Raw genomic sequence first — 23,353 nt, forward strand, 5'->3', positions numbered from 1 at the left:
AAAAAGGCCGGTCTCGCACTGGGCGAGACCGGCATCAGCTGATCAAGGCGGCACGTCAGGCGATATGGCGGCGGAACATGGCGAGCGCCAGCGACAGGGTGACGCCGGCGATGGCGAGCAGCGGCCAGAGCAGGGGCCAGGCGGCCGACCAGTCGAACCCCTTGAGGAAGACCCCCTTGAGCAGCACGATGAAGTGGGTGAGGGGGTCGATGGCTGCCAGCCACTGGAACACCTGCGGCATGTTCTCCACCGGCGAGATGTAGCCCGAGAGGATCACCGCCGGGACGGTGAAGGAGAAGACCCCGAGAAAGGCCTGCTGCTGGGTCGAGCAGAACGAGGAGATGAAGAGCCCGATCCCGGCCAGTGCCAGCCCGTAGCAGACCATGCCCGCCATCAGCAGGCTGAGGCTGCCGGCAAAGGGGAGGTGAAAGACAAAACGGGCGGCCAGCGCGACTATGCATCCTTGCCCCACCGCCACCATGATGCCGGGCACCGCCTTGCCCGCCATGATCCAGCCCGCGGTGAGGGGCGAGACCAGCAGCTGATCAAAGGTGCCCTCTTCCCGCTCCCGCGCCACCGAGAGGGCGGTGACAATCAGACAGCCGGTGGTGGTGATGATGGCCACCAGCGCCGGCAGGATATGCCAGTGGAACTCGACGTTGGGGTTGTAGAGGTTACGTACCGCCAGCTCGGGTTGCCCCTTGCCCTCACTTTGCCAGCGGGCGATCACCTGACTGATGTAGCCCGCCGCCACCTGACCACCGTTGGAGCGGCGGCCATCGATAATCAGCTGCACCTTGGCCGGTTCGCCCCGCGCCAATCGGCGCGAAAAATCCCCCGGAATAATCAGCCCGAGCAGTGCCTGTTGCCCGGTGATGGCCGCGGTCATGCCCGCCTCGCCTTGCACCGGGATGATGGTGGTGAAGGCGGGCATATGGGTGAGGCGCTCCAGCAGCTCGCGGCTCTGGGCACCGCCATCCTGGTTGTAGATGGCCAGCGTGTTGCCGGTCACCTCCAGAGTGGCGGCGAACGGGAAGAGGGCGGTTTGCAGCAGCACCGGCATGATGAGCAGAAAGCGCCCCTGAGTATTGCCCATCAGGGCCTGCAGCTCTTTTCGGATCAGCCACCAGAGTCGGATCAGCATGGGTTACTCCAGGGTGCGCCGCGTCTTGCGGGCGGTCAGGGCTAGCCAGAAACCCGCCAGCAGCAGCAGACAGAAACCGTTGACCAGCAGGATCGAGAAGACGCTGCCCGCCTGATAGAGGGTCTGCAGGGAGCTCGCGAAGTAGCGGGCCGGAATGAGGTGGGTGATGGCCCGAAGCCAAGGCGGCATGCTGGCGATCTCGAACACGAAGCCCGACAGCATCACGGCGGGCAAAAAGGCGGCGATCAGCGCCGCCTGCGCGGCATTGAACTGGCTGCGCATCACGGTAGAGAGGAACAGCCCGAGCCCGAGGGCGCTGCCGAGAAAGACGCTGGTGACCAGAAAGAGCAGCAGCAGGGAGCCGCGCCACGGCACCGCCATCACCGCCACCGAGAAGAGCAGGCAGAGCAGCATGGCGATGATGCCAAGGCCATAGTAGGGCAGCAGCTTGGAGAGCAGCAGCTCCCCCTTGGTGACCGGGGTGGCGAGCAGCGCCTCCATGGTGCCGCGCTCCCACTCCCGCGCCACCACCAGCGAGGTGAGCAGGGCCCCAATGATGGTCATTACCACCGCAATGGAGCCCGGCACCAGAAAGTTGCGGCTCACCAGCGCCGGGTTGAACCAGGCGCGGCTCTCTATCGACACGGGCATGGCGACCCCTTCGCCCGCGAGCCACCCCTGCCAGATCCCCTGCACATAGTTGGTGACGAAGTTGGCGGTGTTGGGCTCGGAGCCGTCGGTCAGCAGCAGCGCCTGTGGCGTGCCATTACCCTGACCGGCCAGCGCGCGGGAGAAGCCGTCGTCGATTACCAGCAGGCCGCGGATCTCGCCACGGGCCAGAGTGGCGAGCAGGGACTCCTTGCTCGGGCCGCTGTGGATCTCCAGCGCGGTAGAGCCGCGCAGGGCCTGCTCCAGCCGCACCGCCGGGGCGCCGCTGTCGGTGCGCCAGATGCCGAGGCGCAGATGGTCCACATCCAGATTGATGGCGTAACCCATTACCACCAGCAGTACCACCGGCATGATGAAGGCGATGAGGATGCTGCTCGGGTCACGGACGATTTGCAGCGTCTCCTTGCGGCAGAGGGCCAGCAGTCGCCGACGGTTGATGCTCATGCTTCCTCCTCGCTGGCCCGCTCGACCAGGGTGATAAAGGCCTCTTCCATTGTTGGCAAAGAACAGGTCGGCAAGGAGCCGGTTGGCAAAGAGGTCGCCGCCTCTTTGGCGGCCAGCCCCTTGAGATCGTCCGGGGTGCCGAGGGCCAGCAGCTTGCCGCGATAGATGAGGGCAATGCGGTCGCAATACTCCGCCTCATCCATAAAGTGGGTGGTGACCAGCACGGTGACGCCGTGGTCGGCCAGCGCGTTGATGTGCGACCAGAACTCGCGCCGGGTCACCGGATCGACCCCGGAGGTGGGCTCGTCGAGGAACAGCAGCGGCGGCTCGTGCAGCAGGGCGCAGGCCAGCGATAAGCGCTGGCGCAGGCCGAGCGGCAGGGATTCCGCCTTCTGATCGAGCCAGGGGGCGAGGGCAAAGGCAGTCACCATGGCATCGATCCGCGTCTGCTGGTAGCGGCCGAACAAGCCGTAGATACCGGCGAAGAAGGAGAGGTTCTGGGCCACGGTGAGCTGCTTGTAGAGGGAGAACTTCTGCGCCATGTAGCCGAGGCGCTGGCGCGCTGCCGAGGGGCTGTGGGCCAGATCGATGCCGGTCACCAGCGCCTGCCCCTCGCTCGGGCGCAGCAGGCCGCACTCCATCTTGAAGGTGGTGGACTTGCCCGCCCCGTTGGGGCCGAGCAGGCCGAAGATCTCGCCGCGGCGCACCGCAAAGCTGACATCATCGGTGGCGGCAAAATCGCCGAAGCGCTTGGTGAGGTGGCGCGCCTCGATCACCGCCTCGGGGGAGACCCCCTGCGGCAGTTCCGCTTCCCGCATCCCCGCCGCCAGACTCGACTCCCCGCCGGGGCCGCCGCCGAGCAGGTCGATAAAGGCATCCTCCAGCCGGGGCTGGGCCGGTTGAAAGGCGCCGTTGGCAAGATGCAGCTCCGCCAGCGGCGGGGGCGTCATGCCCGGGTGCAGCAGCAGGCGAACCCGCTCCCCCGCCACCGCGCCATCCATCACCGCCGGGTGAGCCAGTGCCCGGCGCAGCAGGGCGCGCCGCTCGCGGCCATCCAGTTGCCCCGCCTCCAGCAGCCAGCAGCGGCTGGCCATGGCTCCCATCAGATCGGCCGGGGTGCCGCTGGTGCGCACCTCGCCATCCGCCATCAGCAGCACGTGGTCGCACAGCTCCGCCTCATCGAGATAGGCGGTACTCCAGAGCACCGTCATCCCCCCTTTTGCCAGCTCGCGCACCATCTGCCAGAGGGCGCGGCGGGAGATGGGATCGACCCCGACCCCGGGTTCGTCGAGCAGCAGCACATCCGGGGTGCCGAGCAGCGCGCAGGCCAGCCCGAGTTTCTGCTTCATCCCGCCAGAGAGCTTGCCCGCCGGCCTTGCGGTGAAGCGGGCGAGATCGGTGAAAGCGAGCAGCCGCGCGAAGGTGGGCGTGCGTTCGGGCTCCAGTACGCCGCGCAAGTCAGCGTAGAGGGTGAGGTTCTCCAGCACGCTGAGATCCTCGTAGAGGCCGAACTGCTGGGGCATGTAGCCGAGGCGCTGACGCAGCAGATCCCCCTCGCTCACCGGGTCCAGCCCCAGCACCCGGATGGTGCCTGCTTCCGGGATCAGCAGACCGGCCAGCAGGCGCAGCAAAGTGCTCTTGCCCGCGCCGTCGGGGCCGACCAGCCCGGTGATGCCACCGGTCGGAATGGTGGCCGAGATGGCGTTGAGGGCGACCCGATCGCCAAAGCGTTTGGTGAGCCCCTCGAGGGAGATGGCGCAGCTCATGGGGCCAGCCTGACGGTGACCGGCATCCCTTGGCGCAGGGCCGGGTCGGGATCCTGTACCACGATGCGCAGCCGGTAGACGAGGTGGGTGCGAAGATCCGGCGTTTCCACCGATTTCGGAGTGAACTCGGCGGTGGGCGAGACAAATCCCACTACTCCGTGATAGGGCTGATCCGGCCGCGAGTCGGTGGTGAGGGTCACCTTGGCGCCGCTCGGGAAGTGGCCGAGCCAGGGCTCCTCCACATAGGCGCGCACCCAGACCGGCGCGGTCAGGGAGAGGTTGAAGGCGGTCGCTCCGCTCTGCACCATGCTGCCGTTCTCGATGGCGCGGCTGATGATGATGCCGTCGCTGGGGGCGGTCAGGCTGGCATCCGCCAGCGCCAGCTCGGCACTGGCGAGCGCCGCTTTGGCCCCTTCCAGCTGGGCATCGGACTGGGCAATCTCTTCCGGGCGGTAGCCGGTTTCGAGCTGGGCGAGCTGTTCGCGGGCCGAGCGCACCTGCGCCTGGGTCTGATCCCGCTGGGAGCGGGCAGTATCGAGCTGACCGCGGGAGATAGCGCCGGTGGCGGCCAATGCGCTCTGGCGGCGCCACTGCTGGTCGGCCTCCAGCGCGGCGGCTTCGGCGGCGGCCAGTGCGGCCCGGGCCCGGTCGGTCTCTTCGCTGCGATAGCCTTTGTGGATCAAGGCGTTGGCAGCAGTGAGCGCCGCCAGATTGGCGCGGGCGCTGTCGCGGCTGTGGGTGAGGGGAACCGGATCGAGGCGGGCCAGCAGTTGACCGGTTTTTACCCTATCCCCCTCGTCTACCAGCACCTGATCGACGCGGCCACCGACCCGAAAGGCCAGATTGACGTCGCGAATATCGACGTTGCCGTAGAGGATGGAGCCGTCGGCCGGGCGCCCCTGCCACCAGAGGTAGCCACCGATAACGGTTAGCAGCAGGGCCACGATTGCAATGCGTTGTTTCATGCTGCTTCTCCTTGAGGATGGCTCTGCCACCAGAGGTAGCCACCGATAACGGTCAGCAGCAGGGCCACGATTGCAATGCGTTGCTTCATACCGCTTCTCCTTCTTTCATGTCGGTGGGGCGCAGGCCGCGCAGGGCCCATACCAGCCGCTGTCTGGCGGCCTCGGGGTTGTCTATCTGGCTGAGAAAGGGGGCGGCCTGTTCGGGCAGCCAGCCGAGCTGACGACCGCTGCCTGCGATGACCAGCGGCAGACCGACCGACCCCATGATGAAGATCATCAGCTGGAGCGGGTGACCGGCGACCAGCGACCCTTCCGCCTGTGCCATCCGTACCTGTTCGATCAGCAGCAGGGGATGGCGGCGCGGCAGGCTGAGCAGAAAGCGCTGGGCCGCCCCTTCACCCGCCAAGGCATCGCCAAACAGGTGGTTGATGAAGCCGCGCTGGCGCGCCACCAGCCCGATCAGCGCCTCCATGGTCGCCTCGAACATGGCGATGGCAGAGGAGTAGGAGCCTTTGGCTGCCACCGCCTTGAGCTCGTCATAGAGGGGGGCGTACCAGAGCTCGACCAGCTCGTCGATAAAGGCGTCGCGGTTGCCGAAGTGGTAGACGAAGGAGCCGAGGTTCACCTCTGCCGCCGCCGCCAGCTCGCGCACCGTCAGGCCGCGCAGCCCTTTCTCGGTGGCGATGGCGAGGCCGGTATCGAGCAGTTTCTGACGGGTGGGGTGCATCTGGCTGGCGCTCCTTGTGTATGCATTTTGTACGCAATTATACGACCGCATAAAAAATGCGGAAGCGGGCAGCAGGATCTTTTTGCCCGCAATGTGATCCGCCCCGCTCTGAGGGGCCGTGATCCCCGTCCGGCAGGGGGAAGGATCCACCACTTGTGCCCAAGCCACAGGCATGTCGGTGTGACGGGGTGGTGACAGGCGCTTCAGGTCCCGGGTGCGGGCGCCCGGGCCACAAGGGGCCTGTGATGGAGCCGGGAGCTGCCTGACCCGGATCAGGGGGTGTCGGTGGCCCCGGCGTGATAGGGGGGCCGGGCGCAGGTGTCCCGTATCAGGGCGCGCAGCCAGCGGTGGCCCGGATCGGCATCCTGACTGGGGTGCCAGAGCAGGGCGACCCGGATCCCTGGCAGAGCGAAGGGCAGGGGCAGGGTGACCAGATCGCCGAGCAGGCTGGCGCAGTGCAGGTGCGGCACCGTCGCCACCAGATTGCTCTCCCTGACCAGGGCCAGCGCCGTCGCAAACCCGGGGACCAGGGTGGTGATGGTGCGTCTCTTCCCCTGGCCTGCGAGGATCTCGTCGATGGGGCTGTGAGGCTGGCTCCGGCGGGAGACCAGCACGTGGCGCGCGGCGGCATAGCGCGCCACGGTCAGGGTGCCGTCGCAGAGGGGGTGGTCCGGGTGCACCACGGCGACGAAGTGGTCCTGGAACAGGGCCTGGGTGCGCAGCTCAGGGGCCGTGGTGGTGCCGATGACTCCGGTCTCGAAGTCCAGCTCGCCACGGCGCAGGGGGCCGCTCTCCTTGTCGGGTTTGGCCAGAAAGTGGAGCCGCACCCCGGGGGCCTCGACGGCGAGGCGCGCCAGCAGGGCGGGGCCCACCGCCTCCACGAAGCCGTCACTGGATCGCAGGCGGAAGGTGCGCTCCAGGCTCGCCGGGTCTACTTCCTGCTGGGGGCGCAGCACGGCCCGGGTCTCCTGAACCAGGCGGGCAACCTCATCCCGCAGGATCTGCGCCCGGGGGGTGGGGATCAGGCCGCGTCCCGCCCGCACCAGCAGCGGATCCCCCGTGGTTTCACGCAGCCTTGCCAGGGCCCGGCTCATGGCGGAAGCACTCAGGCCTAGCCGTCTGGCGGCGCCCGCCACACTGCCCTCTTCCAGCAGGGCATCCAGGGTGATCAGCAGGTTGAAATCCGGGGTCATGGTCGTCTCCTCGCAGGCGGCGCCTGACGGGCCGACCCCTTCATGATACGCGATCTGCCGTCTCTTCATATGGCGTCTGATGCAACTATAAGCTGCAATCCATGCGTCTTCCGCCTTGTCATCCCCCCCCGCTAGCCTGGGTGCATCATCACTTGCCGGAGAGACTGCCATGTCCACACCACTTCTTGTTTCCCCTCCCGTGACGCGCCGTCTTGGTCTCGCGGGGCTCGGGCTCGCCACCCTGCTGCCCATGCTGGCGGGCAGCATGGCCAACCTGGTGCTGCCTGCCCTGGGGCAGGACTTCGGCGTGCCCTTCGCCAGCCTGCAATGGGTGCTGGTGGCCTACCTGCTTGGGATCACCAGTCTGACGGTGGTGGCGGGCCGGCTTGGCGATCGTCTGGGGCGGCGTCGCGTGCTGCTCTGGGGGACCGGGGTCTTTGCGCTGGCTTCCCTGCTGTGCGCCCTGGCCCCTTCCATTGGCTGGCTCATTGCCGCTCGCACCCTGCAAGGAGCGGGTGCGGCCTGCATGCTGGTGCTCTCGCTGGCCATGGCAGGAGAGCTGGTGCCGCCAGCCCGACGGGGCTGGAGCATGGGATTGCTCGGCACCCTGTCGGCCTGCGGCACGGCGCTCGGCCCCTCCTTTGGCGGCCTGTTGATCGGCGGATTTGGCTGGCAGGCTCCCTTCCTGCTGCTGCTCCCCCTGGCGTTGCTGGGGGCGCCCAGGCAAAGAGGCGGGATCATCGCCAGTGCGCTGGTGGCCAGCGTCATGGTGGCGACGCTGCTGATCGGTCCTTTCTACCTGCACGGCGCCTTTGCCCTCGACATGGGGACGGTGGGGCTGATGATCTCCATGGGCCCGCTGCTGGCGGCGCTGTCCGGCATGCCCGCCGGCTGGCTGGTGGACAGGGTGGGGGCGACCCCTGTGGTGCGCCTCGGCCTGGGACTCATGGTGGTGGCCGCCGTCTTGCTGGCCCTGCTGGACAGGGCGCTCGGGCCCCTCGGCTACCTGCTGCCCATCCTGCTGCTCACCGCCGGTTATGCCCTGTTCCAGACCGCCAACAACAGCGCCGTGGTGGGGGAGGCGGAGGGGGCGAGCCGTGGCGCCGTGGCCGGGCTGCTGACCCTGTCGCGCAACCTGGGCCAGCTGACGGGGGCGGCGGGGCTGGGGGGCCTGTTCGCCGCCCTGGCGGGGCGGCCCGATCTCGCCCTCGCGACGGCGGACGAGCTGGCGTTTGCCACCCGGGTCACCTTCGCACTGACGGCCTTGCTGCTGATGAGTGCGCTCTGGCTGGCGGGAAGGGAGGAGCGTGCCGTGCAGGGTGATGTGGCCCGGGACGGCTGCGAGTCGGGAGAACGCTGAAAACGAAGACGCCTCCACAGGGGAGGCGTCTTGCTATGGAATTGGGCAGGATAGTAAACCGCTCAGCTCCTCGTTATCGATCAACCTGTTACAGAATGAAGCGGCTCAGATCCTCGTCTTCAATCAGCTTGCCGAGGTGGGCGTTGACGTAGTCGGTGTTGATGACGAAGGTCTCGCCGGATTTCTCGGAGGCGTCGTAGGAGATGTCTTCCATCAGCCGCTCCATCACGGTGTGCAGACGACGGGCGCCGATGTTCTCGGTGCGCTCGTTGACCTGCCAGGCCGCTTCGGCCAGACGGCGGATGCCATCCTGGGTGAACTCGATGTTGACCCCTTCGGTGGCCATCAGCGCCTTGTACTGATCGGTCAGGGAGGCGTTCGGCTCGGTCAGGATGCGCTCGAAGTCTTCGGTGGTCAGGGCGGTCAGCTCGACCCGGATCGGCAGACGGCCCTGCAGCTCGGGGATGAGGTCGGACGGCTTGGCGATCTGGAAGGCACCGGAGGCGACAAACAGGATGTGATCGGTCTTGACCATGCCGTGCTTGGTGTTGACGGTGCAGCCCTCGACCAGCGGCAGCAGGTCGCGCTGAACCCCTTCACGGGAGACATCCGGGCCCGAGCTCTCGCCGCGCTTGCAGATCTTGTCGATCTCGTCGAGGAAGACGATGCCATTGTTCTCGACGGAGGCGATGGCCTTCTGCTTCAGCTCTTCCGGGTTGACCAGGCGGGCCGCTTCCTCTTCGATCAGCGCCTTCATGGCCTCCTTGACCTTGATCTTGCGCTTCTTCTTCTGGTTCTGGCCCAGGTTCTGGAACAGCCCCTGCAGCTGGTTGGCCATCTCTTCCATGCCCGGCGGGGTCATGATTTCGACACCCATGGGGGAGGCGGCCAGATCCAGCTCGATCTCCTTGTCATCCAGCTGACCTTCCCGCAGTTTCTTGCGGAAGATCTGGCGGGTGTTGGAGTTGTCGGCTTTCTCTTCCTCGCCCCAGCTGTTGCGCGGGTTGGGCAGCAGGGCGTCGAGGATGCGCTCTTCTGCGGCTTCCTCGGCGCGGTATTTCATCTTCTCCATCTCGGTCTCGCGCACCAGCTTGATGGCGACATCGGTCAGATCGCGGATGATGCTGTCCACTTCCTTGCCCACATAGCCCACTTCGGTGAACTTGGTCGCTTCCACCTTGATGAAGGGGGCGTTGGCCAGCTTGGCCAGGCGACGGGCGATCTCGGTCTTGCCGACGCCGGTCGGGCCGATCATCAGAATGTTCTTCGGGGTCACCTCGTGGCGCATCTCCTCGGAGAGCTGCATCCGGCGCCAGCGGTTGCGCAGGGCGACGGCGACCGCGCGCTTGGCGTCGGCCTGACCAATGATGTGTCTGTCCAGCTCGTGGACGATTTCTCTCGGGGTCATCTCGGACATGATGGCGTTCCTGTATCCGGGGCGGGCAGGGCCCACCCCTTGGAAAATGGGGTTTGGCTGGCAGCCTTATTTGGCGGCCCTATTTCGCCGACTTATTTAGCTGAATAATCCAGCACTTCGATGGTGTGGTTGCCGTTGGTGAACACACAGATGTCGCCGGCGATCTTGAGGGACTTCTCGACAATGCTCTTGGCGTCGAGCTCGGTGTTCTCCAGCAGGGCGATGGCGGCGGACTGGGCAAAGTTGCCGCCGCTGCCGATGGCGATGAGATCGTGCTCCGGCTGCACCACGTCACCGTTGCCGGTGATGATGAAGGATTTGTGCTCGTCGGCGACGGCCAGCAGCGCCTCGAGGCGGCGCAGGGCGCGATCGGTGCGCCAGTCCTTGGCCAGCGCCACGGCGGCGCGCTCCAGGTTGCCCTGATGGGCCTGCAGTTTGGCTTCGAAGCGCTCGAGCAGGGTGAAGGCGTCGGCGGTGCCGCCGGCGAAACCAGCCAGTACCTTGCCGTTGTAGAGGCGATGAACCTTGCGGGCGTTGCCCTTCATGACGGTGTTGCCAAGAGAAACCTGGCCATCGCCACCGATGACGACCTGACCGTTGCGGCGAACTGAAACTATGGTAGTCACTTTACTTACCTCGCTTGAGCCGAATGACGGCCTGACTGTGCACGGAGGAAAAGATGGGGATGGCAAAACGGCTTTTCAAGCCTGTGCCGAGCACGGATCGCGGAGGAGGGATCGGGTGGGCGCGGGATGGCGCCAAAAGAAACAGGGCCGGGTGTTGCCACCCGGCCCTGTGCATGAACGCGGCGATCACCCCTTCTTGGGGATGCAGCCGCTGATGCCCGAGCCCTGCAGCTTGCGGTTGGCCGCATCGGCCGCCGCCTTGCCGTTGAAGGGGCCCACCATCACCTTGTAGACGGCGCCACCGGCCCCGTTCACTACCTGCAGGCTGGAGGAGAGCCCGGCGGTGAAGGCGATGCGCGCCTTGAGGGATTCTGCGGAATCCTGGGAGCGCAGGGCGGCACACTGCATCATGTAGCGACCGCCGTCGGCGGCTGCGGTCTGTGCAGTCTGGGTCGCCGCCTTGGCCTTGGCGGCCTCGGCACGCTCCCGCTCCAGTTCGGCGCGGATCTCCCGCTCCATCCGCTCACGCTCGGCCTTCTGGTCGATCACCTGCTCCCGGGCGCTGGCGACCGGGGCGCCGGTGGTAGGCTTGGCCGGTTGCACCGGTTGCACCGGTTGCACCGGTTGCGGCTGATAGGGCTTCACCTGACCGATGGGGGTTCCCGGCTGGGGAATGTCGGTCGCGACCGGCTTGGGCAGCTTCTCCGGTTGCAGGGTCATGGTCTCGGCAGGCGGGGGCGGCAGCACGCCCGGCTGGGGCGGCGGCTCTATGATGTCCACCTGCTTGTTCTCCAGCCGCTCGATGTAGCTCCACTTCTCCTGGGGCAGGGTATTGCCCTGTGCCTTGGGTTTGTTGGCCTTCACCTGCTCTTCGATGGTGGGGGCATCGGCGCCCTTGCCGTTGATGAGGTAGAGGAAGGCGCCGAAACCGACGACCAGGGCCCCGGCCAGCAGTGCCGGGATAACAGGAAAGCGGCGAGGGGCCGCTTTCTTGATGTTACGGCCACCCGCCCGTCGTCTCGGGCTGTTGCCGACGTAATCCCGGGTCGCCATCTATTACATGCGCTCCAGGGTGTGGATGCCCAGCACGCCCAGGCCCAGCTTGAGCACCTTGGCGGTGGCGGCGCACAGCAGCAGACGGCTCTGGCGGGTCGCCTCGTCCACGCCGTCCTTGTTGATCGGGCAGGCTTCGTAGAAGGTCATGAAGTTGCCGGAGAGCTCATACAGATAGGTACAGAGCAGGTGCGGCATCCCCTTGTCCGCCACGCCGTTGACCGCGTCGGAGAACTGGATCAGCTTCTGGGCCAGGGTCTCTTCGGCATCTTCGCTCAGGACCACCTTGCCGCTCAGGGTATCGGCATCGACGCCGGCCTTGCGGAAGATGGACTGGATACGGGTGTAGGCGTATTGCAGGTAGGGGGCGGTGTTGCCTTCAAACGACAGCATCAGATCCCAGTCGAAGATGTAGTCGGTGGTGCGGTTCTTGGAGAGATCCGCATACTTGACCGCGCCCATGGCGATGGCGTGCACCACCTGGGCCTTCTCTTCGGCAGAGAGGTCGCTGTTGCGGCTCTCCAGCAGGGCGCTGGCGCGCTCTTCCGCTTCGTTCAGCAGATCAACCAGCTTGACGGTGCCGCCGGAGCGGGTCTTGTAGGGACGGCCGTCCTTGCCCAGCATCATGCCGAAGGCGTGGTGCTCGAGGGGCACGGATTCCGGCACATAGCCCGCCTTGCGGGTGATGGTCCAGGCCTGCATCAGGTGCTGGTGCTGACGGGAGTCGATGAAGTACATGACCCGGTCGGCGCCCAGGTTCTCGTAACGGTATTTGGCGCAGGCGATGTCGGTGGTGGTGTAGAGGAAACCGCCGTCGCTCTTCTGGATGATGACGCCCATGGGCTCGCCATCCTTGTTCTTGAACTCGTCCAGGAAGACCACGGTGGCCCCTTCGCTCTCGACTGCCAGCCCCTTGGCTTTCAGGTCGGCAACGATCTGCGGCAGCATGTCGTTGTACATGGACTCGCCCATGATGTCCTTGTTGGACAGGGAGATGTTCAGACGGTCGTAGTTGCGCTGGTTCTGCTCCATGGTCATGTCGACCAGCTTCTTCCACATGGTGCGGCAGTACTCATCGCCACCTTGCAGTTTCACCACGTAGTTGCGGGCGCGCTCGGCGAAGGCTTCGTCTTCGTCGTAGTGACGCTTGGCCTGGGTGTAGAAGGCTTCCAGGTCCTTGAGCTCCATGTCGGAGGCGTGCTCGTTGGCCATCTTCTCCAGATAGGCGATCAGCATGCCGAACTGGGTGCCCCAGTCGCCGATGTGGTTGGCACGCACCACCTTGTGGCCCAGGAATTCGAGGGCGCGGGCGGCCACGTCACCAAGCACGGTGGAGCGGATGTGGTGCACCGCCATCTCCTTGGCCACGTTGGGGGCGGAGTAGTCCACCACCACGGTCTGCGGCGCCGGCAGCTTCACGTTGGCGTTGTCGGAGGTCACCATGGCTTCCACCTGACCGGCCAGCCAGCACGGGTCGAAGAAGAAGTTGATGAAGCCGGGGCCGGCGATCTCGACCTTGGCGATCAGATCGGAGGCGGGCAGGTGTTCGATGATGGCAGCGGCCAGCTCGCGGGGATTCTTGCGGGCCGGTTTGGCCAGCAGCATGGCCAGGTTGGTGGCCAGGTCGCCGTGAGCCTTCTCCTTGCATCGGTCTACTTGCACCCGGGCTTCCAGGTCGGCCGGCAAGACGCCTGCGGACTTGAGATTGGCTACCGTTTGTTCAAGTAGATGATGAATATGCTCTTTCATAACTGACCACCGAGGTTGCGCGTCGAAAAGTGACTGACTGGATAAGGGCGTGAATTTTACCCGCATCGGGCCGAGAAAACTATAGGAACGGCCTGCACCCGTGGGCGTGGCGGATATTTCACTGCGTTTTCCACCACATTGCAGGATATTGATTTGGGTAAGTGGTGGTTATCCATTTCTACTGCATAACGAAACGGCTTGTCCAGGCTATTTTCCCCTGATTATGACAGGGTTATTTATACCGATTCGATCTGAATGATCCCGCTTCCCGTGGCGGTCGTATCCTTTGAGGACGCCGTTGGAGGATGATTCCCATGACACTGGTACTGTTTCCACTCTCCGCTCACCTGCTGCCGGGCGGCATCATGCCGCTGCGCATCTTCGAGCCCAGATACCAGCGCATGATCGCCGAGTCCCGGGAGCGGGAGTTCGCGCTCTGCATGCTGGACCCCCGCCAGCCCGACGCGCTGCGCAACATGTACCCCATCGCCACCCGGGTGCGCATCATCGATTTCGATCTGCTGCCCGATGGTCTGCTCGGCATCACGGTGCTCGGGGTGGAGCGGGTGCGCATCACGGATCTCTGGCAGGAAGAGGACGGTCTGCGGGTCGGCGAGGTGGAGCCCCTTCCCCCCTGGCAGAGCGGCAGGCTCCAGGCGGATCAGCACTCCCTGGCCAAGGCGTTGCAGGATGTGTTCAACGACTATCCGGAGTACGCGGCCCTCTATCCGGAGCCGGACTGGGAGGATGCGAGCTGGGTCGCCCAGCGCTGGCTGGAGGTGCTGCCCATCCCGGTGGAGCAAAAACAGTGGCTGGTGGCGGCCAAGGACAACCAGCCCACCCTCTCCCTGCTGAGCGGTCTGCTGGTCGCGAGCCATTGAATTCCCCTTCCCGGTGATCCTTTTTCCTCGCTCACCGTATTGGGGGTGAACACCACACGCGAGGGATGGCGCAATGGCATATACTGGCCAACCACAATCGGCTCCACGCAGGACATCGCCCCCCATGGACAACCCAGACGGCGACCTCACATCTTTGCTGGTCCGGGTGGCCGAGCGTGCCGACAAGGCTGCCTTCGCCACCCTGTTCCACCACTTCGCGCCGCGCATCCGCAGCTACGGGCTGCGCCACCTCGGCAGCGAAGCCAACGCCATGGAACTGGTGCAGGAGACCATGCTGCTGGTCTGGCAGAAGGCACGGCTCTATCACCCCGACAAGGGCGCCGCCACCACCTGGATCTACACAGTGATGCGCAACCAGAGCTTTGACATGCTGCGTCGCCGCCGCGCCAGCAAGGAGGAGCTCTGCGCCGAGGAGATCTGGCCGCTGCTGGAGTTCCGGGCCGAAGAGGAGCACCTGAGCGGCGGTGAAGACGCGGTGCTGACCCGCCAGATGGCCCACTATGTCGCCACGCTGCCGGAGCCGCAGCAGCAGGTGGTGCGCGGCATCTACCTGCAGGAGCTCTCCCAGCAGGAGCTGGCCGACCGGCTCGGCGTGCCCCTTGGCACCATCAAGTCCCGGCTGCGGCTGGCACTACAGAAACTGAAGGAACAAGTGGAGCAAGGCCATGATTAAGACCCATCCGACTGAACCCATGCTGCGCGCCTTCGCCGCCGACGAGCTGCCTCTGCCGCTGGCCGTCGGTGTCTCCGCCCATTGCGAGTTCTGCCCCGAGTGCGCCGCCCGGGTGAAGGAATTTGAAGAGGCGCTGGCGTGCCAGCATCTCGCCCCTGACGCGCCGGACGAGGCGCTGCCCGCCGGATTCGATGCCATGCTGGCGGGCATACTGCAACAGCCGGTGGCGACGGAGGCGGCGCTCGCCCTTCCCGAGAGCCCGAGGCCAGAGCTCAGGGTGGCGGGTCACAGTTACCGGCTGCCGCGGGCATTGGCACGGCATCATGCCCCCAGGTGGCGTCATCTCGGGGCCATCCGTCAGGTCAGCCTGCCCCTGGACGAGATGGGGGCGCGGGCCAACCTGCTCCACATCGAGGCGGGGGGGCGGATCCCGGAGCACACCCACAAGGGATATGAGCTGACCCTGCTGCTGGCGGGCACCATCGAGGATGGCGACACCCGCTATCAGGCGGGGGATTTCATCTGGCGTGACGCCAGCCACGCCCACAGCCCCCGTACCCCGGACGGCTGCCTCTGTTACACGGTGCAGGATGCCCCCGTGCAGTTCACCAAGGGGTTGTCACGGCTGCTCAACGGCATCAGCCAGCACCTCTATTGAGTTGGGTCACGGCTGCCCGGTGATCGCGGGCTGCCGCGCGACTGAGGCGGTATAACGGCATGAAAAAAGGGACCCTCGGGTCCCTTTTGTGTTGCTTGGGGGCGAAGCCCATCAGGCCACGAAGACCAGGTAGACGACGAAGGCCAGCAGGAAGCGGTAGATGGCGAACGGGATGAAGTCGAGACGACGGATCAGCGCCAGGAAGGTCTTGATGGCGACCATGGCCACCACGAAGGCGGTGACGAAGCCCACCGCAAACATGGGGAAGTCCGCCATGGAGAGGAAATCGCGGCTCTTGTAGAGATCCAGGCCGCTGGCCGCGATCATCATGGGTACCGCCATGATGAAGGAGAATTCCGCTGCCGCGTGGCGGCTGATGCCCATCAGCATGCCGCCGCTGATGGTGGCGCCGGAGCGGGAGAAACCGGGCCAGAGTGCCAGGCACTGGAACAGGCCGATGCCGAAGGCCTGCTTGTAGCTGATGTCGTCCAGGGTCTCCGCGGTCACGGCGGGGCGGAACTTTTCGGCGATGATGAGCAGGATGCCACCAGCCACCAGGGCATACATCACGGTTTCCGGCCCGAACAGATTGGCCTTGATCCAGCTGTGGATAGCCAGCCCGACGACCACGGCAGGCAGCATGCCGAGGATGACGTGCACCAGGGAGAGGGTCGCGTGGCCCGGGGTCGGTTTCTGACCGAAGTGAATGCCGATGAGCCCGAACAGGCGGCGCCAGAACATGACGACCACTGCCAGGATGGAGCCGAGCTGGATCACCACCTCGAAGGTGGCGGCCTTGGGTCCTTCAAACCCGAGGAGGTGGCCGACGATGATCATGTGGCCAGTGGAGGAGACGGGGAGGAACTCGGTCAGGCCTTCCACTATGCCCAGCACAAAGGCGACGAACAGGGCGTAGGATTCGGTCATGGTGCAGATCTCTTGGTTATGGGGTCTGGATAAAATCACCCCGAACGGGTCGGGGCGGCCAATGATGGCGGAAAATCGCGCGGGCAACCAGTGAATATTGGGGATTTCAGCGCCCTGTTCCGGCCGGAAAAGGGCGCTGGCGGACCATGCAGGGCGCGGCTTGCCACATGCTGTCAGAAGCCATGACGGCCCCGTCACGTTCTGACAGGTCAGTCACGCCAGTTGACCTCTGTTTTATGATCTCTTTGTGCTGTCAGGCCAGTATGGACAGGATTTTCTGTTGAAGATCATCGTCCAGGGGGGGCTGCCCCAGGGCGTCGACGGCGCTCGTTATCTGTTGGGGATGGCTGGCGCCGATCAGGGCGCAGCTCACCACGGGGTCGCGCAGCACCCATTGCAGTGCGAGTTGCGACAGGGACTGACCCCGTTGCAGGGCCAGTGCATGCAGGGCGCGGACGGTGGCGAGCTTCTCCTCGGTGATCTGGTCCGCCGTGAGGAAGGGGCTGGTACTGGCGGCGCGGGAATCCGCGGGAATGCCCGCCAGGTAGCGATCGCTCAGCAGCCCCCCCGCCAGGGGCGAGAAGGCGACCACCCCCATGCCGTGCTCCCGGCAGGCCGGCAGGGTGTCGGGCTCAATATCGCGTTGGAACAGGGAGTATTTGAGCTGGTTGACCAGGCAGGGGGTGCCGAGCTCCGCCAGCCGGGCGGCAGCCTTGGCCGCGAGCGGGGCCGGGTAGTTGGAGAGGCCGATGTAGAGCGCCTTGCCCTGGCGCACCATCAGGGCCAGGGCCTGGCAGGTCTCCTCGAGCGGGGTGCGGGGATCCGGCCTGTGGTGATAGAAGATGTCCACGTAGTCGAGGCCCAGACGGCGCAGGCTCTGGTGCAGGCTGGCGAAGAGGTACTTGGCGCTGCCGCCATCGCCGTAGGGGTCGTCCCACATCACGTAGCCCGCCTTGCTGGCGATGATGAGCTCGTCCCGATAGGGAGCCAGGCTCCTCTTGAGCAGCGTGCCGAAGGTCATTTCGGCAGATCCCGGCGGCGGCCCGTAGTTGTTGGCGAGATCGAAGTGGGTGATCCCCAGATCGAAAGCCTGGTGCACCATGGCCTTCGCGGTGGCGGGATCGCTCCCGGCGCCGAAGTTGTGCCAAAGGCCCAGACCGATGCCGGGCAGGCGCAGGCCGTGGCGGCCCGCCGGTCGGTAGGGCTGGCGCTGGTAGCGGTCTGGGGCGGCGAGGTAGTTGTCATCCATCACGGTGCGGTTCCTTGGCTGATGTGCAATGAGGAGCGACGGACCTTGCGGCGGGCCTCACTCCGGCTGATTCGGTGGTGCCATCGGGGCCGGGGCCGCCATGACGTGGCGGCGCGCCCGGGCCCCTTCGTCTGCTCGAGCGGGGCTGTCAGGAGGCAGGAATAAAGCGATAGCGGGTCTGGTGGCGATAACGCTGCCCCGGCAGCAACCAGGGATCGCCGAGGGCGGGCCGGTTCGGGCTGTCGGGCAATTGCTGGGCCTCCAGGCAGAAGCCGTCGTAATCCCGGTAGGGTCGGCCCTGACGATCCGGTGTGCCGGTCAGCCAGTTGCCGCTGTAGAACTGCAGTGAGGGCTGGTTGGTGTAGACCGCCATCGCCAGCTTGCCATCCCCCGAGATCACCCGGGCGGCCCATGGCTGGCTGGACCCACCAAACGGCTCATCAGCAGGCACAAAAACGCTGTTGTTGAGCAGAAATGCGTGATCGTACCCCTTGGCCAACTGCTGCTGGGGGTGGTCCAGCCACGCCTGGCCGATGGGGCGGGGGGCGCGCAGATCGAAGGGGCCTTCCACCGGGGCGATGGCCAGCGGCAGGCTCTGGTCATCCGTGGGCAGGTAGCGGTCGGCGTCTAGGCTGATGGTGTGGTGGCGGATGTCGCCACCGCCATCCAGGTTGAAGTAGGCGTGGCTGGTGAGGCTGACCGGGCTGGGGGCGTCCGTGCTGGCGCAGAAGTCGACCACCAGATCGCACTGCTCCAGCCGATACTCCAGGCTCACCCTCAGATTGCCGGGAAAGCCCTGATCCCCCGCCCGGGAGAGGAGCGCCAGCTTGACCCTGTCCGCCTCCTGCTCCTTGATCTGCCAGGTGCGGCGATGGAACCCGTCGCGCCCGCCGTGCAGGCAGTTGGCCCCCTGGTTGGCGTCCAGCGTCCAGCACTGGCCTTCCCGCTCAAGGCGGGCGCCGCCGATGCGGTTGGCAAAGCGCCCCGCCACGGCCCCCAGCCATACCTGCTGGGTGAGGTAGGCCTCGTCGGCGCAGCCCAGCAGCACCTCCCGCCGCTCTCCCGCCACCGGCAGGGTGAGGGAGGTGAGGGTGGCCCCGTATGCGAGACCGCGCAGCCGCAGTCCCTCCTCGTTTTCCAGCTCGAATCTCATCATGGTTTGCGGTTCCCCGTCGTGATCCCGTCGCCCCCTGTCGGCCTCGTGAGTGCCGGGCAGGGGGCGTCACCCGTTGTCAGGCGTGCGTTACAGTCTGCCGGCCCCTGCGCTGGCACGGCAGACGTAGCAGTCCGCCTTGAGGCCGAAACGGGCCGGGTATTCCGCCTCCACCACGGCGATCACCTCGGCCACCTTCTCGGGGCGCAGCAGGGCGACCACGCAGCCGCCAAAACCGCCGCCGGTCATGCGCACACCGCCTTCGCTGCCGATCCGGGCCTTGATGATCTCCACCAGGCCGTCGATGGGGGGCACGGTGATCTCGAAGTCATCCCGCATGGCGGCGTGGGACTGGCCCATCAGCTCGCCGAGGCGCACCAGATCGCCCTGTGCCAGCGCATCGGCCGCCGCCAGAGTGCGGGCGTTCTCGCCGACCACGTGGCGGGCACGGCGATAGCAGGCCTCGTCCAGACCGGCCTTGCCCGCTTCCAGCGTGGCCAGGTCAAGATCCCGCAGGGCTTTGACCCCGTAGTGACGGGCGGCGGTTTCGCACTGCTGGCGACGGGTGTTGTATTCGCTGTCCACCAGGCCGCGGCGCACGTTGGAGTTGACGATGAGCACCGCCAGATCGGTGGGCATGGGGATGAGCCGGGTCTCCAGGGAGCGGCAATCGAGCAGCAGGGCGTGATCCTGCTTGCCGCTCGCGGAGATCATCTGATCCATGATGCCGCAGTTGCAGCCGACGAACTGGTTCTCCGCCTGCTGGCCGTTGAGGGCGATTTCCGCCTGGCTGATGGCCAGCCCCTGGGCCTCCTTGAAGGCCTGGCCGATGGCCACCTCCAGGGAAGCGGAGGAGGAGAGACCCGTACCCTGGGGCACGTTGCCGGAGACCACCAGATTGAGGCCGCGCAGGGCGTGGCCCCGTGCCTGCAGGTGTTTCACCACGCCGCGGATGTAGTCGCTCCAGCGCTGGCTGGGGTGGTGCTCGATGGGGTGATCGAGACTGAACCGGTCGCGCTGGTTGTCGTAGTCGGCGGCGATCACTTCGACCAGGTTGTCGCCGCGCAGGCCGATGGCGACGCAGGTCTCGTAGTCGATGGCGCAGGGCAGCACGAAGCCGTCGTTGTAGTCGGTGTGCTCGCCGATGAGGTTGACGCGGCCTGGAGCCCGTACCAGCAGGTCGGGTTGTTGCTCAAACTGCTCGGCAAACACGGCGCTGACGCGCTGGCTCGGGGTCATAGGGCCTCCTCGTTGGACTGGTTCTGGTCGTTGTAGTGGATGGGACTGAGGGCGCGCAGCCGTTCCGCCGCCTGTTCCGGGGTGAGATCGCGCTGGGTTTCGGCCAGCATCTCGAAGCCCACCATGAATTTGCGCACCGTGGCGGAGCGCAGCAGGGGCGGATAGAAGTGGGCGTGCAGTTGCCACGCCTCGGGGCAGTCGGAACGGGGCGGGGCGAAGTGCCAGCCCATGGAGTAGGGGAAGCTGCACTGGAACAGGTTGTCGTAGCGGCTGGTGAGCTCCTTGAGCGCGATGGCCAGGTCCTGTTGCTGTTCCCGGGTGAGATCCAGCATGGAGGGGACATGGGCCTTGGGCAGCAGCAGGGTCTCGAACGGCCAGGCCGCCCAGAAGGGCACCACCGCCAGCCAGTGGGCGGTCTCCACCACGATGCGGGAGCGATCCGCCAGCTCCCGCTCCACATAGTCCAGCAGCAGGGGGCGGCCGTGTTCGGCCAGCCAGGCGCGCTGGTGCGCCTCTTCCCGGGCAATCTCGTTGGGCAGGAAGTCGCTGCCCCAGAGCTGGCCGTGAGGGTGCGGGTTGGAGCAGCCCATGACGGCGCCCTTGTTTTCAAAGACTTGCACCCATTCCCACTGGTTAGAGAGCTCGGCCACCTGGTCCATCCAGGTGGTGATCACCTGCTCGATGGCAGGCAGGGGCAGCTCGGGCAGGGTCTTGCCGTGATCCGGCGAGAAGCAGATGACCCGGCTGGTGCCCCGGGCGGCTTCCAGCTTCAGCAGGGGATCCGGCGCCGCGTCAGCGGCCGGGGTGTCCTGCATCAGGGCGGCGAAGTCGTTGGTAAAGACGAAGGTGCCCTGATAGTCGGGGTTGATATCGCCGGTCACCCGGGTGTTGCCCGCACAGAGGAAGCAGTCGGGATCATGGGCCTGGCTCGGCGCCAGGCTCACCTTCTCGACCTGGCCTTGCCAGGGGCGCTTGGCCCTGTGAGGGGAGACCAGCACATACTGGCCGGTGAGCGGGTTGAAGCGGCGGTGGGGGTGATCAACGGGGTTGAACATCATCACTCCAGTCTGTGAGTTGAATACATCCGAAGGCGCAGGCCAGGGCCTACGCCTCGTAACCATTGGGGTTGGCGGACTGCCAGTGCCAGCTGTCGGCGCACATGGCGGCGAGATCCCGGCTGGCGTGCCAGTTCAGTTCCCGAGCGGCCTTGGCGGGATCGGCCCAGCACTCGGCGATGTCGCCGGGGCGCCGTGGCTCGATCCGGTAGGGAAGGGGCCGACCGCAGGCGGCCTCGAACGCCGCGACCATCTGCAACACGCTCTGGCCCTGGCCCGTGCCCAGGTTGTAGGCGTGGACACCGCCCCGTCCGGCGCAGTGTTCCAGAGCCTTGACGTGCCCTTCAGCGAGATCCATCACATGGATGTAGTCGCGCACCCCGGTGCCGTCGATGGTTGGGTAATCGTTACCAAAGACCGAGAGGCAGTCGCGCCGGCCGATGGCGACCTGGGTCAAAAACGGCATCAGATTGTTGGGGATGCACTGGGGATCCTCCCCCAGAGTGCCGGACTCGTGGGCGCCGACGGGGTTGAAATAGCGCAGCAGGGTCATGCTCCAGTGGGGCTCGGCCCGCTGCAGATCCTCGAGGATCTCCTCGATGATCAGCTTGGATCGGCCGTAGGGGTTGGTGGCGCTGCGGGGGAAATCTTCCCGGATCGGGGTGCTGGCGGGATCGCCGTAGACGGTGGCCGACGAGCTGAACACCAGATTGCGTACCCCGGCCAGTTTCATCGCCTGCAGCAATACCAGGGTGCCGCTCAGGTTGTTCTCGTAGTAGTCCAGCGGGATGCGGGTCGACTCGCCGACCGCCTTGAGGGCGGCGAAGTGGATCACGGCGTCGATGTGCTGCTCGCTGAAGATGCGATCCAGCAGGGCCGGGTCACGGATGTCCCCCTCGTAGAAGCGGGGCTCGCGCCCGCTGATGGCGGCGACACGGGTCAGGACGCCCGCCTTGCTGTTGCAGAGGTTGTCCACCACCACGGGCTCCATGCCTGCGGCCTGCAAGGCCAGACAGGTGTGGCTGCCGATGTAGCCGCAACCGCCGGTGACCAGTACTTTCATCCGTTGTTCCACCCTCAACTCCTCGCATCAGGAAAGCCTGAGCAGGAGTCTAGCCGAGGGGCTGACGGGCAAACTGTGAGCTGCTTAACAAATATGTGTAAACGATTACACTTGTTTTCATCGACCAATGTGGCAAGTTCTGATTTTTCCCCCTGTTATCAGTGACATTGAACGGTATAATGCGGCCAGTCGCAGCGTGAAATAAGTGAAAACAGTATGAGCACCATCAAGGATGTCGCCCGTTTGGCCAATGTGTCAGTGGCAACGGTTTCACGGGTGATGAACAACTCACCCAAGGCCAGTGCCGCCTCCCGCGAGGTGGTGCTGAAGGCCATGGCCGAGCTGGGCTATACCCCCAACGCCAACGCGCGGGCCCTGGTCAGCCAGACCTGTGACACCATGGGAGTGGTGGTGGGTGACGTGGCGGATCCTTTCTTCGGCGCCCTGGTCAAAGGGGTCGCGGCAGTGGCGGTGGAGCAGGGCTTGCACCTGTTGATGGGTAATGGTTTTCACCGCGCCCAGCAGGAGCGGGAGGCCATCGAGCTGCTCATCGGCAAACGCTGCGAGGCACTGGTGGTGCACAGCAAGGCGCTCGGCGACGAGGAGCTGGTCGACTACGCCCTGCGTGCCCCCGGCATGGTGCTGATCAACCGCGACATTCCGAGTCTGAGGGGGCGCTGCATCGCTCTCAACAACCGCCAGGGTGCGGCGACAGCCACCCGTCATCTGCTGGATCTCGGCCACCGCCATATCGCCTTCCTGAGCTCGGATCACGCCATCGAGGATGCGCTGTTGCGCCACCAGGGCTATCAGGATGCCCTGGCGGAGGCGGAGGTCTTCGCCGATCCCGAGCTGGTGGAGAGCGGCATGCCCAATGAAGAGGGGGGCGAGCGCGCCATGCTCAACCTGCTGGCCAAGGGGTTGCCCATCACGGCGGTGGTGGCCTACAACGACGCCATGGCGGCAGGGGCCATCTCTGTGCTGGCGGACAACGGCCTCAAGGTGCCGGAAGAGGTGTCGGTGGTGGGCTTCGATGACATCATCTACGCCAGATACCTGAGACCCAAGCTCTCCACCATGCGCTATCCCATCGAGCTGATGGCGGCCCAGGCGGCCAAGCTGGCGCTGCAACTCGCCGCAGGGGAGAGCGAATCGGTGCAGAGCCGCATCTATACCCCCACCCTGATCAACCGCCATTCGGTCGCTCCCGTCAGGTCCTGATCGCAGCGCTTGCGCCCCGTCGGCGCAAGCGCTGCACCTGGCGAACCCGTACTGCAGCATATAAAGCGCCCCCATAGCTCAGACGATAGATAGCTCAGAC

General features: G+C 65.8%; 21 protein-coding genes. 5 read left to right on the forward strand and 16 right to left on the reverse strand.

Features of this window, described 5'->3' with window-relative positions; translation table 11 throughout:
- Window positions 1-55: 55 nt before the first annotated feature.
- The 6 genes from PG887_RS06115 to PG887_RS06140 all read right to left on the reverse strand — a co-directional run bounded on the left by PG887_RS06115 (window position 56) and on the right by PG887_RS06140 (window position 6,908).
- Entirely contained in the window at window positions 56-1,144 is a 1,089-nt protein-coding gene (locus tag PG887_RS06115; protein ID WP_161470389.1) for an ABC transporter permease, read from the reverse strand.
- 3 nt (window positions 1,145-1,147) lie between these two features.
- On the reverse strand, window positions 1,148-2,257 hold the full coding sequence (locus tag PG887_RS06120) for an ABC transporter permease (protein ID WP_103243899.1): 1,110 nt from the start codon (window positions 2,255-2,257) through the stop codon (window positions 1,148-1,150).
- Window positions 2,254-4,023 carry an ATP-binding cassette domain-containing protein gene (locus PG887_RS06125; RefSeq protein WP_270821342.1) on the reverse strand — a complete coding sequence of 590 codons (1,770 nt, stop codon included), beginning with the start codon at window positions 4,021-4,023 and terminating at the stop codon, window positions 2,254-2,256. The genes PG887_RS06120 and PG887_RS06125 overlap by 4 nt, the downstream gene beginning before the upstream one ends.
- On the reverse strand, window positions 4,020-4,988 hold the full coding sequence (hlyD, locus tag PG887_RS06130) for a secretion protein HlyD (protein WP_270821343.1): 969 nt from the start codon (window positions 4,986-4,988) through the stop codon (window positions 4,020-4,022). The genes PG887_RS06125 and hlyD overlap by 4 nt, the downstream gene beginning before the upstream one ends.
- An 85-nt stretch (window positions 4,989-5,073) precedes the next feature.
- On the reverse strand, window positions 5,074-5,715 hold the full coding sequence (locus PG887_RS06135; RefSeq protein WP_270821344.1) for a TetR/AcrR family transcriptional regulator: 642 nt from the start codon (window positions 5,713-5,715) through the stop codon (window positions 5,074-5,076).
- Window positions 5,716-5,987: 272 nt separating this feature from the next.
- Entirely contained in the window at window positions 5,988-6,908 is a 921-nt protein-coding gene (locus PG887_RS06140; RefSeq protein ID WP_270821345.1) for a LysR family transcriptional regulator, read from the reverse strand.
- Between the two features lie 169 nt (window positions 6,909-7,077).
- On the opposite strand from PG887_RS06140, the gene PG887_RS06145 reads away from it, so the two are divergent.
- Window positions 7,078-8,268 (forward strand): MFS transporter, encoded by a 1,191-nt coding sequence (locus PG887_RS06145; RefSeq protein WP_270821346.1) that lies wholly within the window; start codon window positions 7,078-7,080, stop codon window positions 8,266-8,268.
- Between the two features lie 88 nt (window positions 8,269-8,356).
- Here PG887_RS06145 and hslU read toward each other — a convergent pair whose 3' ends face one another.
- The 4 genes from hslU to argS form a co-directional block, all read right to left on the reverse strand.
- Window positions 8,357-9,685 carry an HslU--HslV peptidase ATPase subunit gene (gene hslU / locus PG887_RS06150; protein WP_010676031.1) on the reverse strand — a complete coding sequence of 443 codons (1,329 nt, stop codon included), beginning with the start codon at window positions 9,683-9,685 and terminating at the stop codon, window positions 8,357-8,359.
- Between the two features lie 92 nt (window positions 9,686-9,777).
- Window positions 9,778-10,311 (reverse strand): ATP-dependent protease subunit HslV, encoded by a 534-nt coding sequence (gene hslV, locus PG887_RS06155; RefSeq protein ID WP_005306539.1) that lies wholly within the window; start codon window positions 10,309-10,311, stop codon window positions 9,778-9,780.
- Window positions 10,312-10,497: 186 nt separating this feature from the next.
- Complete coding sequence (locus PG887_RS06160; protein WP_270821347.1) at window positions 10,498-11,364, reverse strand: SPOR domain-containing protein; 867 nt, start codon at window positions 11,362-11,364, stop codon at window positions 10,498-10,500.
- A gap of 3 nt (window positions 11,365-11,367) precedes the next feature.
- On the reverse strand, window positions 11,368-13,113 hold the full coding sequence (gene argS / locus PG887_RS06165; RefSeq protein ID WP_270821348.1) for an arginine--tRNA ligase: 1,746 nt from the start codon (window positions 13,111-13,113) through the stop codon (window positions 11,368-11,370).
- Between the two features lie 314 nt (window positions 13,114-13,427).
- Here argS and PG887_RS06170 point away from each other — a divergent pair, with 314 nt between their 5' ends.
- From PG887_RS06170 to PG887_RS06180, 3 genes are all read left to right on the forward strand, one after another.
- Complete coding sequence (locus PG887_RS06170; RefSeq protein ID WP_010676027.1) at window positions 13,428-13,994, forward strand: LON peptidase substrate-binding domain-containing protein; 567 nt, start codon at window positions 13,428-13,430, stop codon at window positions 13,992-13,994.
- A 124-nt stretch (window positions 13,995-14,118) separates the two neighbouring features.
- Entirely contained in the window at window positions 14,119-14,688 is a 570-nt protein-coding gene (locus tag PG887_RS06175; RefSeq protein WP_010676026.1) for a sigma-70 family RNA polymerase sigma factor, read from the forward strand.
- Window positions 14,681-15,346 (forward strand): ChrR family anti-sigma-E factor, encoded by a 666-nt coding sequence (locus tag PG887_RS06180; RefSeq protein ID WP_010676025.1) that lies wholly within the window; start codon window positions 14,681-14,683, stop codon window positions 15,344-15,346. Before PG887_RS06175 ends, PG887_RS06180 begins: the two co-directional genes overlap by 8 nt.
- Before the next feature lie 111 nt (window positions 15,347-15,457).
- Here PG887_RS06180 and bacA read toward each other — a convergent pair whose 3' ends face one another.
- The 6 genes from bacA to galE form a co-directional block, all read right to left on the reverse strand.
- Window positions 15,458-16,273 carry an undecaprenyl-diphosphate phosphatase gene (gene bacA, locus PG887_RS06185; RefSeq protein WP_010676024.1) on the reverse strand — a complete coding sequence of 272 codons (816 nt, stop codon included), beginning with the start codon at window positions 16,271-16,273 and terminating at the stop codon, window positions 15,458-15,460.
- Window positions 16,274-16,526: 253 nt separating this feature from the next.
- The gene (locus PG887_RS06190) at window positions 16,527-17,522 is read right to left on the reverse strand and encodes an aldo/keto reductase (protein WP_270821349.1); all 996 of its coding nucleotides are present in this window, start codon (window positions 17,520-17,522) and stop codon (window positions 16,527-16,529) included.
- Window positions 17,523-17,670: 148 nt separating this feature from the next.
- Window positions 17,671-18,738: a galactose-1-epimerase gene (locus PG887_RS06195; protein WP_270821358.1), complete on the reverse strand. Its 1,068-nt coding sequence runs from the start codon at window positions 18,736-18,738 to the stop codon at window positions 17,671-17,673.
- Window positions 18,739-18,765: 27 nt separating this feature from the next.
- Window positions 18,766-19,914, reverse strand: coding sequence for a galactokinase (gene galK, locus PG887_RS06200; RefSeq protein WP_128273415.1), 1,149 nt, complete (start codon window positions 19,912-19,914; stop codon window positions 18,766-18,768).
- Complete coding sequence (locus tag PG887_RS06205; protein WP_049636053.1) at window positions 19,911-20,969, reverse strand: UDP-glucose--hexose-1-phosphate uridylyltransferase; 1,059 nt, start codon at window positions 20,967-20,969, stop codon at window positions 19,911-19,913. The genes galK and PG887_RS06205 overlap by 4 nt, the downstream gene beginning before the upstream one ends.
- A 49-nt stretch (window positions 20,970-21,018) precedes the next feature.
- Window positions 21,019-22,032 (reverse strand): UDP-glucose 4-epimerase GalE, encoded by a 1,014-nt coding sequence (gene galE / locus PG887_RS06210; RefSeq protein ID WP_270821350.1) that lies wholly within the window; start codon window positions 22,030-22,032, stop codon window positions 21,019-21,021.
- A gap of 216 nt (window positions 22,033-22,248) precedes the next feature.
- Between galE and PG887_RS06215 the strand changes: the two genes are divergently transcribed.
- Window positions 22,249-23,253 carry a substrate-binding domain-containing protein gene (locus PG887_RS06215; RefSeq protein WP_010676018.1) on the forward strand — a complete coding sequence of 335 codons (1,005 nt, stop codon included), beginning with the start codon at window positions 22,249-22,251 and terminating at the stop codon, window positions 23,251-23,253.
- The last annotated feature ends 100 nt before the right edge of the window (window positions 23,254-23,353 follow it).

The sequence above is a fragment of the Aeromonas sp. QDB14 genome, from assembly GCF_027707845.1.
Taxonomy (GTDB): Bacteria; Pseudomonadota; Gammaproteobacteria; order Enterobacterales; family Aeromonadaceae; genus Aeromonas; species Aeromonas caviae.

Coding starts and splice junctions, on each gene's coding strand:
- PG887_RS06160 (WP_270821347.1), bottom strand. CDS start 11,364: ATGGCGACCCGGGATTACGTCGGCAACAGCCCGAGACGACGGGCGGGT.
- bacA (WP_010676024.1), bottom strand. CDS start 16,273: ATGACCGAATCCTACGCCCTGTTCGTCGCCTTTGTGCTGGGCATAGTG.
- PG887_RS06135 (WP_270821344.1), bottom strand. CDS start 5,715: ATGCACCCCACCCGTCAGAAACTGCTCGATACCGGCCTCGCCATCGCC.
- hslU (WP_010676031.1), bottom strand. CDS start 9,685: ATGTCCGAGATGACCCCGAGAGAAATCGTCCACGAGCTGGACAGACAC.
- PG887_RS06215 (WP_010676018.1), top strand. CDS start 22,249: ATGAGCACCATCAAGGATGTCGCCCGTTTGGCCAATGTGTCAGTGGCA.
- PG887_RS06205 (WP_049636053.1), bottom strand. CDS start 20,969: ATGTTCAACCCCGTTGATCACCCCCACCGCCGCTTCAACCCGCTCACC.
- PG887_RS06190 (WP_270821349.1), bottom strand. CDS start 17,522: ATGGATGACAACTACCTCGCCGCCCCAGACCGCTACCAGCGCCAGCCC.
- galE (WP_270821350.1), bottom strand. CDS start 22,032: ATGAAAGTACTGGTCACCGGCGGTTGCGGCTACATCGGCAGCCACACC.
- argS (WP_270821348.1), bottom strand. CDS start 13,113: ATGAAAGAGCATATTCATCATCTACTTGAACAAACGGTAGCCAATCTC.
- PG887_RS06125 (WP_270821342.1), bottom strand. CDS start 4,023: ATGAGCTGCGCCATCTCCCTCGAGGGGCTCACCAAACGCTTTGGCGAT.
- PG887_RS06170 (WP_010676027.1), top strand. CDS start 13,428: ATGACACTGGTACTGTTTCCACTCTCCGCTCACCTGCTGCCGGGCGGC.
- PG887_RS06140 (WP_270821345.1), bottom strand. CDS start 6,908: ATGACCCCGGATTTCAACCTGCTGATCACCCTGGATGCCCTGCTGGAA.
- hlyD (WP_270821343.1), bottom strand. CDS start 4,988: ATGAAACAACGCATTGCAATCGTGGCCCTGCTGCTAACCGTTATCGGT.
- PG887_RS06145 (WP_270821346.1), top strand. CDS start 7,078: ATGTCCACACCACTTCTTGTTTCCCCTCCCGTGACGCGCCGTCTTGGT.
- galK (WP_128273415.1), bottom strand. CDS start 19,914: ATGACCCCGAGCCAGCGCGTCAGCGCCGTGTTTGCCGAGCAGTTTGAG.
- PG887_RS06175 (WP_010676026.1), top strand. CDS start 14,119: ATGGACAACCCAGACGGCGACCTCACATCTTTGCTGGTCCGGGTGGCC.
- PG887_RS06120 (WP_103243899.1), bottom strand. CDS start 2,257: ATGAGCATCAACCGTCGGCGACTGCTGGCCCTCTGCCGCAAGGAGACG.
- PG887_RS06180 (WP_010676025.1), top strand. CDS start 14,681: ATGATTAAGACCCATCCGACTGAACCCATGCTGCGCGCCTTCGCCGCC.
- PG887_RS06115 (WP_161470389.1), bottom strand. CDS start 1,144: ATGCTGATCCGACTCTGGTGGCTGATCCGAAAAGAGCTGCAGGCCCTG.